Origin of the sequence: Salinicola salarius, assembly GCF_003206135.1 — a bacterium.
GTDB lineage: Bacteria > Pseudomonadota > Gammaproteobacteria > Pseudomonadales > Halomonadaceae > Salinicola > Salinicola salarius.
The window spans coordinates 249,129-261,491 of the sequence record NZ_PZJT01000003.1 but is presented as its reverse complement, the minus strand read 5'-3'; the positions used below and the strand labels follow the sequence as shown (position 1 = coordinate 261,491).

The window sequence follows — 12,363 nt, the reverse complement described above, 5'->3', positions numbered from 1 at the left end:
CCGGATTTTCATGACGATCCTGTCCAGAGCGGTCCTGTCCAGAGCGATTCTGTCCAAAGCAGTTCTGGGTCAGGCGGTGCCGGCCAGCGAGAGGAAGATCCCCGCCAGGGTGGCGGACATCAGATTGGATAGCGTGCCGGCGAGTACGGCCTTGAGACCGTAGCGGGCGATCTCTGGGCGGCGGCTGGGCGCCAGCGTGCCAAGACCGCCGAGCAGGATCGCGATCGAGGACAGGTTGGCGAACCCGCACAGCGCGAACGACAGGATCGCGGCGGTGTGGGCGGACATTGCCTGCCCGGTCGACTCCACGATGGTGTCGCCGCTGATGTACGGGGCCAGATTGATGTAGGCCACGAATTCGTTGACCACCAGCTTCTGGCCGATGAACGAGCCGGCCAGCATCGCCTCGTTCCAGGGGATGCCGAGCACGAACGCCAGCGGCGAGAACAGCCAGCCGAGGATCATCGACAGACTCAGCGAGTCCATGCCGAACCAGCCGCCGATGCCGCCCAGGATGCCGTCGATCATTGCGATCAGGCCGATGAAGGCAAGCAGCATGGCGCCCACGTTGGCGGCCAGCATCAACCCGGATGACGCGCCGGCAGCGGCCGCGTCGAGCACGTTGGCCGGCTTGTCCTCGGCTTCCAGGATCTCCTTGGCCTGCTCGGTGCGGTCGTCGGGCTTCTCGGTTTCCGGCATCAGGATCTTGGCGAACAGCAGGCCGCCCGGGGCCGCCATGAAGGACGCGGCGATCAGATACTCCATCGGGATGCCGAGTTCGGCGTAACCGGCGAGCACGGAACCGGCAACGGAGGCGAGCCCGCCACACATGACGGCGAACAGCTCGGACTTGGTCATGCTGGCCAGGAACGGTCTCACCACCAGCGGTGCCTCGGTCTGGCCGACGAAGATGTTGGCGGTAGCGGAGAGCGATTCGGTGCGCGAGGTGCCCAGCACTTTCTGCAACGCGCCACCCAGGATCCGCACGACCCACTGCATGATGCCCAGGTAGTAGAGCACGGCCGTCAGCGACGAGAAGAAGATGATGATCGGTAGGACCTTGACGGCGAAGACGAAGCCGACGTTGGCCGGGTCGGCGAGGTTGCCGAACAGGAAGCCGATACCGTCGTTGGCGTAGTTGATGACCTGGCTGACGGCGCTGGAAACGGAGCCCAGCACGGCCTGGCCGAACGGTACATAGAGCACGAAAGCTCCGATGCCGGCCTGAATGGCGAAGGCGCCGATGACGGTACGCAGGCTGATCGCCTTGCGGTTGCTCGAAAAGATCAGCGCGATCAGCAGCAGCACGATGACGCCGACCAGACCCATGAGGAGTGTCATGTTGTTGTCCTTGGTGTTGGCCTTGATGAGTCGAAAATGCATGCCAGGACGTGCCGGAGCCAATGAAACGGAACGATGTCATGCCGACCGTTTCATGCCGTCCGCTCACGCATTGGTCAATGCCTTTTCTTGAGAGGTTTTTAACATTTTTTGGTTTTGCTCGTCACTTATTGTTTTTATTCTCACAAGCTCATAGAGTAGTTCCAGGCGAGGCAGAGGCCCATATATAGTGCTTTCGGCTCGATCTGGCGATGTTCGGGTCATGCGTTCGCTTTCTCTCTAACCGCCTCGATCACAGGCCAGACGAGAAAATAGTCACAAAAATCAGCATCAAAACGCCATAACAACAAAGTGGGGGATGGCATGGTAGAAGGACTCGCACAGCCGGCATCGGCTGAACGGTGGGCAGGCAAGGGATCTCGTCTTCTGGCGCTGTCGGTCTCGTTGGGATTGGGATCGATGACACTGGCGGCCGCGCCGGTCTGGGCTGCGGACGATCAGGGCGATGCGCCGGTCATCGAACAGGAAACGCCTGACGAAGGGCCGATGTCGGAAGGCCAGACGGCCGACGGACCCTATCTCTCCGACTGGTATCACCAGAACGTTACGGTCATCGGCAGCAAGAACATTCGCTTCGGCCCGCAGCAGGTCGACGATATCTATCTGGAATACGAATTCTTCGGTCGCAAGGGGCCGCTGGATCTCTACGGCTATATCGATTTTCCCAAGTTCTTCGGCACCGGTAACGCCGCGGACAGCGGTATCTTCGACAAGGGCTCGCCGGTCTTCATGGAGCTGGAACCGCGCCTGTCGATCGACGACATGACCGGCCAGGATCTGAGCTTCGGCCCGTTCAAGGAGTGGTTCGTCGCCTTCGACTATATCTTCGACTGGGGCCACAACACCGAGAACCGCCAGAACACGCTCTACGCCGGTCTGGGAACCGATATCGAAACCGGCTCGCCGCTGGGACTCTCGTTCAATTTCTACAAGCGCCGCCAGTGGGAGAACTATGGCGCCGCGAACGAGAATTCCTGGGACGGTTACCGCGCACAGCTGAACTACTCCTATCCGCTGGCCAGCTTCGATAACGGCGCGTCGCTGGTCTACGTCGGTTTCACCAACCACGACTTCGGTTCGGATCTGGGCGATAACGACCCGACGCGTACCAACGAGTCGACCGTGGCGACCAACGTGCTGTTGTACCAGTTCACGCACCTGCGCTTCATGGCGGTGGCGCGTTACTTCCATAACGGCGGACAGTGGAACGACGGCGAGATGGCGCCGTTTCCCAACAGCCATGGCGACAGTTTCGAACTGCGCTCCACCGGCTGGGGCTACTATTTCGGTGTCGGCTGGCAGTTCTGACGCGACAGCGATGGATGTCATCGACGAGGAGCCTTCGGGCTCCTCGTTGCGTTGCGTTTCAAGTAGAGATCGGGGATAAGATCTGACCCTCAGAAGGCAGGATCGGGAGAATGTCATGAATGGCCGCAGCGCCGTACGGCTCGAGAGACTTCGTGAAGCGATCAGGCGCAACGGCACCCTGCCGTTGGCCGAGGCGGCGGCGCTGTGCGACGTCTCCGAGATGACGGTGCGGCGGGACATTGCCGCCAGCAACGGCGCGATCGTCTCCTTCGGCGGCCATCTGGTCATGGCCGACAACCCCCAGTTTGCCGCCGCCTACAATCTCGATGCGCAGAGGGATCAGTACGCGAAGGCCAAGCAGCGCCTGTGCGAGGCGATCGCGTCGAGGATCGAGGACGGCGATACCGTGTTCGTCGACTGCGGCACCACGCTGATGCCGTTCTGCACGCTGCTGCCGAGAGAGATGAACGTCACCATCGTCACCTACGCGCTCAACGTCGCCAACGCCTTCAGCCAGCGCGATATGCCCAACATGCGGCTCGTGGTGCTCGGCGGGCTCTACTACGCCTCTTCGGACTCCTTTGGCGGGCAGGACGTCACTACCGCGATTCGCCGGCTGGGCATCAACAAGGCGCTCATTTCCGCCGCCGGCGTGCATGCAGAGAAGGGGGCGAGCTGCTTTCACTTTCACGAGGTGGCGCCCAAGCAGGCCGCCATCGAACACGCGGAACGACGCATCCTGGTCGCCGACGAGAGCAAGCTCGACGTCATGCGTGCGGCGTTCTTCGCCGACCTTGCTGACTTCGACACGCTGCTGACCAGCGGCGATCCGGGCCGGGCGTGGCGGGATCGGTTGAAGGAGAGCGACGCCGCGAAAGTCAAAGTGGTGTGAGGTTTCCTGCCTTTCGTAGACTTTGATCGTATTTCTATCCTGTCATGGGCAGGAAGTATTCGGTTCGTCCTGCGGTTAGGATGACTGGACTCCCTACTTTCCGAACAGGTGACCGGATCGATGTCTTCTTCATCTACGTCTTCTTCATCAACGCCTTCTTCATCAACGTCTTCTTCACTCGCGCCGCTCGAGGCCCCCGCTGACGCTGCCTACTATCCCGCCGCCATCGTCGGTTTCGATGCCGACGGGGCAGGCCGCTACGCGCTGCGTTCTCCCGCCACCGGCGAGGTGATCGCCGAGGTCGCCGATTGCGGCGTCGAGCAGGCGAAGCTGGCCGCCGACAACGCCCAGCGCGGCTTCGAGTCCTGGCGCAAGACCACCTCATTCGAGCGCGCGGCGCTGCTCAAGGCCTGGCACCAGGCGATGCTGGAGGCCAAGGAGACCCTCGCCGTGACCATGGCGCGGGAGATGGGCAAACCGATCCGCGAAGCGCGGGGCGAGGTCGACTACGCCGCCAGCTTCCTGGAGTGGTACGCCGAGCAGGCCAAGCGCATCGACGGCGACATCCTGCCCGCCCAGCATCCGGACAAGCGACTTGCTGTGCTGCGTCAGCCGGTCGGCCCGGTGCTCGCGATCACGCCGTGGAACTTCCCGGCGGCGATGATCACCCGCAAGGTGGCGCCGGGGCTGGCGGCCGGCTGCTCGGTGATCGTCAAGCCGGCGGAACAGACGCCGATCACGGCACTCATGCTGGCCCGGCTGTGGCAGCAGGTCGGCGGGCCGGCGGAGGTCTTCCAGGTGATTACCGCCGAGCGTCCGGCCGCGGTCAGCGACGAGCTGATGGCGGACCGGCGCATCCGCAAGGTGACCTTCACCGGCAGCACGCCGGTCGGCAAGCACCTCTACGCCAAATCCGCCGCCACCATGAAGCGGATGTCGCTGGAGCTGGGCGGCCATGCGCCGTTCCTGGTCTTCGACGATGCCGATATCGACGCCGCCGTGGCCGAAGTGATGGCGAGCAAGTTCCGCAATGGCGGCCAGACCTGCGTCTGTGCCAACCGCATCTACGTGCAGCGCGGCATTCTCGAGACCTTCTCCGCGCGCCTGACCGCCGCGGTGGACGCGCTGCGCGTCGGGCAGCCGGAAGACGAGTCGACCCAGATCGGCCCGCTGGTTAGCCAGGCCGGCCGCGACAAGGCGCAATCCCACATCGACGATGCGCTGGCCAAGGGCGCCAAGCGCCTGACCGCCGCGCGCGATGTCGACGGCTTCTTCGTGGCGCCGACGGTGCTGGCGGATGTCACCGGCGACATGCGAATCATGCAGGAAGAGACCTTCGGCCCCGTCGCGCCGTTGATCGCCTTCGACAGCGAGGAAGAGGCGATCGCGGCGGCCAACGCCACGCCGTTCGGGCTCGCCGCCTATCTGTGGACCCGCAATCTCGGGCGCGCGGCACGTGTCTCCGAAGCGCTGGACTACGGCATCGTCGGGGTCAACGATGGCGCGCCGTCCGTGCCGCAGGCGCCGTTCGGTGGCGTCAAGGATAGCGGCCTCGGCCGCGAGGGTGGCCGCTACGGCATCGATGAATATCTCGATCTCAAGTTCGTCTCGACGCGACTGGACGGCTGATGGCGATGGGGGATGGGGAAGCCAACGCAGCGCGGTTGCCGGCCGAGCTCGACCTCGCCACCGCGCTGCGCGAGACCAACCTGCGCCAGGCCCGCGTGGTGGCCGGCGAGCGCTCGCTGGGCCGTCCGCTGCGCTGGGTGCACATGGTGGATCATCCCGACATCATTGCCTGGGTTCGTGAAGGCCAACTGCTGCTGACCACCGGCTATCACTGGCCCGACGAGCCGGAAGCCGAGCGAGCGCTGATCGAGGCGCTGGTCGACAAGGGCCTGGCCGGCGTGGCGCTGGCGGTACCGCGGTTTCTCACCGCTTTCCCTAAAACCAGCCGTCGCGTGGCGGCATCGCTCGACTTCCCGCTGCTGGAGATTCCCTGGGACGTTCCGTTCAGCCAGATCACCGAGGAGGTGCACGCCTGGCTGATCGCGCGGCAGGGCCAGTTGATCGCACGGGCGGAACGCATTCACCGCGATCTCACCCGCTCGGCGTTGACGGCGCGTAGCTTGGGCGATATCGCCACGGCCTTGAGCCTGCTGCTCGAGCGGGATGTGTTCTTCACCGGGCTGGACGGCGAATGGCTGGGCGGCAGCGCCGAGCTTGAGACGATGCGCCTGCCCACGCCGACCATGCTGACCGAGGCCCAGTTTCTGGCCGAGGCCACGGCTCGCTCCTTCGGCGAGGAGGCCGGGTGCCGGATGCTGGCCTGTCCGGTACGAATTCGGGAAGCGCCGGCGGCCACGCTGTGGATCGATGAAACGGCCTCTCATGTCAGCGAGCTCGAACGCCGGGCGGCGGAGCAGGCGGCGCTGATCTCCGCGCTACATCTGTCGCACCAGCGGGCGTTGCAGGCTCAGGAGACCCGGCTGGGCTACGCCTTCGTCGACTCGCTGCTCGAAGGACGCTTCGAAGCCACGCCGGCAGCGCTGGAGCGGGCATCGTTGCAGGGGTGGGAGCCCCATGGCGCGTATCACGTCTGCGCGATCCTGCTCAACGAGCCGGTGCCGCTGACCCGCGAGGGGCTGCTGCGGCGGGAGCGCTGGGAGCGCCGGCTGGGCGATCGTCTCGAAGCGCTCGGTCTGCCACGGTTGATCTCCGTCTCCCTCAACCAGCTGTTGTTCCTGGTTCGCGCCGATATCTCGACCGAGGCGCTATGGCGCGAGTTGAGCGACGGCGAAGCCGCCCTGGCGATCAGCCGCGAGGCGAGAGGGGCGGCAGCCATCGCCCGGGGAGCGGGCGACGTGGCGCGGTTGCTGCCTTCGCTCAAGGCCGGCGAACGGCGGGATTTCGAGACGCTGCTGTTCACCCGCGTGCTGGAAGGCGACAGCGAAGCGCGGCAACTGTTTCTGGCGCGCATCTCGCAAGCGCTGGGCGAGGGGGCTCGTCGTCACAACGCCTTCGAGACGCTCTCGGCGCTGGCCGCAAGCGGCTTCCAGCTGGCGCAGACCGCGCGGGCGCTCGACATTCATATCAGTACCTTGCGCTATCGCATCGAGCGGTTGGAAACGGCATTGGGCATGAACCTGAACGACGCCGATATCCGGCTGCAACTGCAGGTGGCGATGCGGCTGCTCAATGACGATGCCGATTGATGAGCGATCATCTCGTTACGCTTTCACGAACGTACCCGACATTCAATCAGAGAGACGACCATGCAACTGACGGATTTCACTACCCTGACCTTCGATGTCTACGGCACCCTGATCGACTGGGAGAGCGGCATGGTGGCCGGGCTGCAGCCACTGCTGCAGCGTAGCGAACTGGGCCTGAGCCGCGACCAGATTCTCGAGGCGCACGCCCGGCACGAGTCCACCCAGCAGCGCTACACCCCGCATCTGCAGTACCGGCTGCTGCTGGCGGTGGTCTACAAGCGTCTGGCGGAGGAGTGGGGCGTGACGGTGACGCACGACGAATGCCTGGCCTACGGCGATTTCGTCAAGCAGTGGCCGGCCTTCGCCGACACCGCCGAGGCGCTGGCCTACCTCAAGCAGCACTACAAGCTGGTGGTGCTCTCCAACGTCGACAACGAAAGCTTCGCCTACAGCCAGCGCAAGCTCGGCGTCGAGTTCGACGCGGTCTACACCGCCGAGGACATCGGCTCCTACAAGCCGTCGCCGCGCAATTTCGACTACATGCTGGAAAAGCTCGGTGAGCGCGGCATCGACAAGTCGCAGATTCTGCACACCGCCGAGAGCATGTTCCACGACCACCAGCCCGCCAACCGTCACGACCTCGCCAACTGCTGGATCTATCGCCGCCACAACAAGCAAGGCTTCGGCGCGACGATGAACCCCGGCGACATGCCCACGGTCGACTTCCGCTTCAACAACATGGCGGAGCTGGCCGAGGCGCACCGGAAATTGGGCTGAAGCTTTCAGCGAAGCGGGCGCCACACCTGCGCTTCGCTGATGCCCAGCGCCTCGAATTCGGCTCGCCGCAGCGGCGCTTCTTGGGTCATGAAGAATTCGTCGAGCTGCGGCGGGGCGACATCGGTCTCCGAAAGCATGGCGTGAACCTGGCCGCGGTGATGCGTCTGGTGCACGAACAGATGCGCCAGCACCCGGTGCGCCGGCTCGCGCTGCTGGCGGTCGGCCCGCTCGAGCGTGACGTCGGCGATCAGCGAAGCCTCGTCGAGCGCATAACAGATCGCGATCAAGCGTCTATCCCGCGCTTCCTGGGCTGGCCACAGCGTGTCGACACAAGAGTGGGGCAGCTCGTCATCGAAGGCGCGCTGGCCGAGCGTGCCGCCTTCGAGGGCATCGATATAGTAGGCATCGACGATCAGGATATGGTTGAGCGTGGCGTGAATCGACGGGAAGAAGCTGCTCCGCCTGGCGTGAAAGGCTTCGTCGGACAAGCGGGCGCAGGCAGCCAACAGCCGATGGTTCGACCACAGGTTGCAGTAGGCTTGATGGCGAAAATATTCGATCATGTTCGGGCATCGCTCAATCGTCTTCCTCTCCAGCATCTCAGGAATCGTCATGGAAATGCTACACGGCCTGATCGTCATCACTTTCGTGCATCTGCTGGCGGCCGCCTCGCCGGGGCCGGACTTCGTGCTGGTCACCCAGCAGACGCTGAATCACGGCAAGCGCATCGGCCTCCTGTGCAGCCTGGGTATCGCGCTGGGGCTGTCGATTCACATCGTCTATTCCGCGTTCGGGCTGGCAGCGGTGATCGCCAACTCCGCCGAGGCGCTATGGGCGATCAAGCTGATCGGCGGCGCGTATCTGCTCTATCTGGGGATTTCGGGATTGCGCTCGCGCCCGGCAGCGACCGACACGGCGACGGTGACGCCGAAGGTGGCACCGCCTCGCTCGGCGCTGCGCACCGTCGGCATGGGATTTCTCTGCAACGCGCTCAATCCCAAGGCGCCGATCTACTTCGTCTCGCTGTTCACCATCGTGTTGTCGCCGTCGATGCCGCTCTACCAGATCGCCATCTACGGCGCCTGGATCATGCTGATCCAGCTGGGGTGGTTCTCGGCGGTGGCGCTGCTGCTCTCCACGCCCCCGATCCACCGCGCGTTCAAGCGCTTCAGCCACTGGATCGACCGGGTGCTGGGCCTGGCGATGGTGGCGCTGGGGATCAAGGTGTTGACGACGCGGGTATGAGCCGGGAACGCCGACAGACGACGGCGCTCGCCCGACGCTTTCCACCACGCGTGCTTTTCGGCATCCTGAAACGCATCCACTCAAACTGGCGAGGAGCGCTCGTGAAGACTTGGCTGCGTGAATTACCCAAGGTCGAACTGCATCTACATATCGAGGGTTCGCTGGAGCCGGAGCTGATGTTTGCGCTGGCGGCGCGCAACAACGTGTCGCTGCCCTACGCGACGGTGGACGAGGTGCGTGCCGCCTACGATTTCAGCGATCTGCAGTCGTTTCTGGATCTCTACTACCAGGGAATGCGGGTGCTGCGCACCGAGCAGGATTTCCATGACCTGGCGATGGCGTACTTCGAGCGCGCGCAGGCAGAGGGCGTGGTGCATGTCGAGCTGTCGTTCGATCCGCAAGCGCACCTGAGCCGTGGCGTCGAGCTGGCGACACCGTTCGAGGGGCTGCGCCGCGCCATGCGAGACGCGGAGCGCCGCTGGGGCATGACCACGGCGCTGATCATGAGCTTCCTGCGGGATCGTGACGCGAGCGATGCAATGGACGTGCTGGAGAAGGCGGCACCCTACTACGAGCTGATCGACGCCGTGGGTCTCGACAGCGCGGAGATGGGCAACCCGCCGGCCAAGTTCGCGGCGGTGTTCGAACGCGCCAGGGCGCTGGGCATTCCGCGCGTCGCGCACGCGGGCGAGGAGGGGCCGGCGGCCTACATCAGCGAGGCGCTGGACGTGCTCGATATCTGCCGGGTCGATCATGGCGTCGCCTGCCTGCAGGATGCCGCCCTCGTCGAACGGCTGCGGGCGTCGCAGATTCCGCTGACGGTCTGTCCGCTTTCCAACGTACGGCTGAAAGTGGTGGAGCAGATGACCGACCATCCGTTGCCGCATATCACCGAGCAGGGTCTCAAAGTGACGCTCAACTCCGACGACCCGGCCTACTTCGGCGGCGGCGTGCTGGACAATTACCTCGCCTGTCTCGAGGCGTTCGACTGGGATCAGGCGATGTTCAAGCAACTGGCGGGCAATGCGATCGACGTCGCGTTCATGCCGGAATCTCGCCGCAGCGAGTTGCAAAAGCGCCTGGCGGCCTGTTGATCGGCTGCCAATCCACAGCCCGCCTCATGACTGCCCGGCCGATCAGGCCGGGCAGTGTCGTTCAGCGTACCGACTAGACGGTAGCGCCTTGCGGTGCGTCAGCCAGCGCCGAAAGGAAGGGCACCAGCCGATCGAGCGCTTCCCTGGCGAGCTCCGGGTCGATGGCGAAGCAGATTCGCAGATAATCCTCACCCTCGGGGCCGAAGGCGCTGCCCGGCGCCACGCCGACCTTGGCCTCCCGCAGGATACGTTTGGCCGTGTCCAGGCTCGAGCCGTCCAGACCATGCACCTTGAAGAAGAGGTAGAAGGTGCCTTGCGGCGAGAACACGGTCACGCTGTCCAGCGCGGTCAGCCCCTCGACCAGAATGTCCCGCGAGGCCTGGCAGCGTTTGACCTGATGAGCGATGAAGTCGTCGCCCTGCTCGAGCGCCGCGATGCAGGCCCGCTGAACGAACGGCGCCACGCCGGTGGTGTTGTATTGGCAAAGACGGGCGAACAGCTGATCCATGCCCTGCGGGAACGTGACCCAGCCCGCGCGCCAGCCGGTCATGCACCAGTTCTTGGAGAAGGTGTTGGTCACCAGCAGCCGGTCTTGTGGTTCGCAGATCTGCAGGAAGGAGGCGGCCGGCCCCTTGCTGTCGTCGACCCCTTTATCGTAAACAAAATGGTTGTAGACCTCGTCGGCCACGATCCACAGCCCCTTGTCCCGGCAGAAGTCCCGCAGCCGCGTCATATCCTCGAGCGGCATGCGCCAGCCGGTCGGGTTGGAGGGCGAGTTGATGAAGATGGCGCGGGTGCGATCGGTCACCGCCGCGAACAGCTTTTCCAGGTCGAGCTCGATGCTGCCGTCCGGGTGGAAATCGAAGGCGACCGGTACGTTGACCCCGCCGACGATCTCGATCATCTGCCTGGCGTTGGGCCAGGCCGGCGTCGGCATGATCACCTCGCTGCCTTCGTCGAGGATCGCCTGCATCGCCATGGTGACGGCGTTCATGCCGCCGATGGAGACGCAGAACCGGTCGGCGGCGACGTCGACCTGCCAGTGCCGGCGGTGGTAGTCGGAGAGCGCCTGGCGAAGCTCGGGCAAGCCCTGGGAGTAGCTGTAGCGGGTATCGTCTCCTTCCAGTGCATCCATCGCCGCCTGCTTGATGTAGGCAGGCGTCGGCAGATCGCCTTCGCCAATCCAGAGCCGCACGACCGAGGCGTCGTGACGGGCGAGATCCGCTACCGCGACGATCTGGTTGTCGGGCATTTCCTGAACGCGAGAAGAGCAGTAGCGGCGCAGGCTGGAAGGGATGACGTCGGACATGATGAGCTCGCTGGTTGGGAAAGAAGGTTTCCTGATCATATAACGCTCGCTCGTTGGCGGGCCAATCGTTCCTCTGACACACTGAAGACCATGACCGGCGCTGCGGGAATCGTGGCGCGCTTTCCTCTGTAGCGAGTCCACATGACCCCGATTATCAGGAGACTCAAACGCATGTTTTCAGCGACTCCCATCGTTCGCTCCGCGGAGCATCAGGCCGAAGTCGACCGCGCCTGCCAGCGTCTCGCGCTCTACCACTTCATGAGCTGCCCGTTCTGCCAGCGCGTGCGCAGCCAAATCGAGCGGCTGGCGTTGCCCATCGAGCTGCGAGACATCCAGCGCGATCCCCAGCATCGCCAGGATCTGATGGCGGGCGGTGGCCGCACCATGGTGCCGTGCCTGCGTATCGAGACAGAGGACGGCGCCGTGGAGTGGATGTACGAGTCCGCCGATATCAACCGCTACCTGGAGCGGCGATTCGGCTGATTCTGGCGGATGCCGGCCATGCTCAAGCCATGCCCGCCAGCGCTGCCGTTCGAATCGTCTTGCTGGCTGAAAACGGCTGATGGTGTCGATTGTCGGTGACGGCGAGCGGCGGGGTTTCGTAGAATGCCCGCTTTCCCAACGAGCAAGATTCAGGAGTGATCTCATGGCACAGGCCAGCGCCCGCCACATTCTCGTCGACAGCGAACAGAAGTGTCTCGAACTCAAGCAGCAGATCGAAGCCGGCAGCGACTTCGCCGACGTGGCCCGTCAGCACTCCACCTGCCCCTCCGGGCGTCAGGGCGGCGAGCTGGGCACGTTCGGCCGCGGCCAGATGGTCAAGGAATTCGACGAAGTCGTCTTCAATGGCGCATTGAACGAAGTTCACGGGCCGGTGAAGACCCAGTTCGGCTATCATCTGCTGGAAGTGACCTCGCGCACTTGATCTTCCGCACTTGATCTCCCCTCGGGCCGCCCACCTCCGGGCGGCTCTCGTCGATCCGCCGTTCTCTCTTTTATCCGTTCCCCTCGACTCCCTGACGATCATCCCGGCAGGCAGCTGTCCCTCCGTTTTTCACGAACAATTCGTTACCAATCTTCCGTTTCGGCTTTTCCGCGGCGAACTATTCTGAAGACACGCCC

The 12,363-nt window shown here is 64.1% G+C and carries 12 protein-coding genes; 9 read left to right on the top strand and 3 right to left on the bottom strand.

All coding sequences use genetic code 11. The annotated features are described in order from the left end of the window. Positions 1–69 precede the first annotated feature (69 nt). The gene (locus DOM32_RS04470) at positions 70–1,341 is read right to left on the bottom strand and encodes a NupC/NupG family nucleoside CNT transporter (protein ID WP_071230611.1); all 1,272 of its coding nucleotides are present in this window, start codon (positions 1,339–1,341) and stop codon (positions 70–72) included. 363 nt (positions 1,342–1,704) lie between these two features. On the opposite strand from DOM32_RS04470, the gene DOM32_RS04465 reads away from it, so the two are divergent. From DOM32_RS04465 to DOM32_RS04445, 5 genes are all read left to right on the top strand, one after another. After that, entirely contained in the window at positions 1,705–2,709 is a 1,005-nt protein-coding gene (locus DOM32_RS04465) for a nucleoside-specific channel-forming protein Tsx (RefSeq protein ID WP_083387207.1), read from the top strand. 115 nt (positions 2,710–2,824) lie between these two features. After that, complete coding sequence (locus tag DOM32_RS04460) at positions 2,825–3,601, top strand: DeoR/GlpR family DNA-binding transcription regulator (protein WP_110631645.1); 777 nt, start codon at positions 2,825–2,827, stop codon at positions 3,599–3,601. Between the two features lie 120 nt (positions 3,602–3,721). After that, entirely contained in the window at positions 3,722–5,230 is a 1,509-nt protein-coding gene (locus DOM32_RS04455) for an NAD-dependent succinate-semialdehyde dehydrogenase (RefSeq protein ID WP_110631641.1), read from the top strand. After that, positions 5,230–6,816, top strand: a complete 1,587-nt coding sequence (locus DOM32_RS04450; protein WP_208625304.1) for a PucR family transcriptional regulator — start codon at positions 5,230–5,232, stop codon at positions 6,814–6,816. Before DOM32_RS04455 ends, DOM32_RS04450 begins: the two co-directional genes overlap by 1 nt. Before the next feature lie 60 nt (positions 6,817–6,876). Next, on the top strand, positions 6,877–7,593 hold the full coding sequence (locus tag DOM32_RS04445) for a haloacid dehalogenase type II (protein ID WP_110631639.1): 717 nt from the start codon (positions 6,877–6,879) through the stop codon (positions 7,591–7,593). 5 nt (positions 7,594–7,598) lie between these two features. Here DOM32_RS04445 and DOM32_RS04440 read toward each other — a convergent pair whose 3' ends face one another. Further along, a complete protein-coding gene (locus tag DOM32_RS04440) occupies positions 7,599–8,156 on the bottom strand; it encodes a DinB family protein (protein ID WP_208625303.1) in 558 nt (185 codons plus the stop codon). Positions 8,157–8,205: 49 nt separating this feature from the next. Between DOM32_RS04440 and DOM32_RS04435 the strand changes: the two genes are divergently transcribed. Both DOM32_RS04435 and DOM32_RS04430 read left to right on the top strand, forming a co-directional pair. Then, positions 8,206–8,838, top strand: coding sequence for a LysE family translocator (locus tag DOM32_RS04435; protein ID WP_071230565.1), 633 nt, complete (start codon positions 8,206–8,208; stop codon positions 8,836–8,838). A 101-nt stretch (positions 8,839–8,939) separates the two neighbouring features. Further along, the gene (locus DOM32_RS04430; RefSeq protein ID WP_071230566.1) at positions 8,940–9,932 is read left to right on the top strand and encodes an adenosine deaminase; all 993 of its coding nucleotides are present in this window, start codon (positions 8,940–8,942) and stop codon (positions 9,930–9,932) included. Between the two features lie 73 nt (positions 9,933–10,005). On the opposite strand, the gene DOM32_RS04425 is transcribed toward DOM32_RS04430, so the two are convergent. Beyond that, positions 10,006–11,241, bottom strand: a complete 1,236-nt coding sequence (locus tag DOM32_RS04425) for a pyridoxal phosphate-dependent aminotransferase (protein WP_071230567.1) — start codon at positions 11,239–11,241, stop codon at positions 10,006–10,008. A gap of 171 nt (positions 11,242–11,412) precedes the next feature. Here DOM32_RS04425 and DOM32_RS04420 point away from each other — a divergent pair, with 171 nt between their 5' ends. Then, on the top strand, positions 11,413–11,724 hold the full coding sequence (locus DOM32_RS04420; RefSeq protein WP_083387209.1) for a glutaredoxin family protein: 312 nt from the start codon (positions 11,413–11,415) through the stop codon (positions 11,722–11,724). A 163-nt stretch (positions 11,725–11,887) separates the two neighbouring features. Next, complete coding sequence (locus DOM32_RS04415; protein WP_071230569.1) at positions 11,888–12,166, top strand: peptidylprolyl isomerase; 279 nt, start codon at positions 11,888–11,890, stop codon at positions 12,164–12,166. Positions 12,167–12,363: the final 197 nt, after the last annotated feature.

What these genes read in the sequence shown, in the direction of transcription:
- DOM32_RS04445 (WP_110631639.1), top strand. Translation starts at nt 6,877, where the DNA reads ATGCAACTGACGGATTTCACTACCCTGACCTTCGATGTCTACGGCACC.
- DOM32_RS04440 (WP_208625303.1), bottom strand. Translation starts at nt 8,156, where the DNA reads ATGATCGAATATTTTCGCCATCAAGCCTACTGCAACCTGTGGTCGAAC.
- DOM32_RS04470 (WP_071230611.1), bottom strand. Translation starts at nt 1,341, where the DNA reads ATGACACTCCTCATGGGTCTGGTCGGCGTCATCGTGCTGCTGCTGATC.
- DOM32_RS04460 (WP_110631645.1), top strand. Translation starts at nt 2,825, where the DNA reads ATGAATGGCCGCAGCGCCGTACGGCTCGAGAGACTTCGTGAAGCGATC.
- DOM32_RS04420 (WP_083387209.1), top strand. Translation starts at nt 11,413, where the DNA reads ATGTTTTCAGCGACTCCCATCGTTCGCTCCGCGGAGCATCAGGCCGAA.
- DOM32_RS04450 (WP_208625304.1), top strand. Translation starts at nt 5,230, where the DNA reads ATGGCGATGGGGGATGGGGAAGCCAACGCAGCGCGGTTGCCGGCCGAG.
- DOM32_RS04455 (WP_110631641.1), top strand. Translation starts at nt 3,722, where the DNA reads ATGTCTTCTTCATCTACGTCTTCTTCATCAACGCCTTCTTCATCAACG.
- DOM32_RS04425 (WP_071230567.1), bottom strand. Translation starts at nt 11,241, where the DNA reads ATGTCCGACGTCATCCCTTCCAGCCTGCGCCGCTACTGCTCTTCTCGC.
- DOM32_RS04465 (WP_083387207.1), top strand. Translation starts at nt 1,705, where the DNA reads ATGGTAGAAGGACTCGCACAGCCGGCATCGGCTGAACGGTGGGCAGGC.
- DOM32_RS04415 (WP_071230569.1), top strand. Translation starts at nt 11,888, where the DNA reads ATGGCACAGGCCAGCGCCCGCCACATTCTCGTCGACAGCGAACAGAAG.
- DOM32_RS04435 (WP_071230565.1), top strand. Translation starts at nt 8,206, where the DNA reads ATGGAAATGCTACACGGCCTGATCGTCATCACTTTCGTGCATCTGCTG.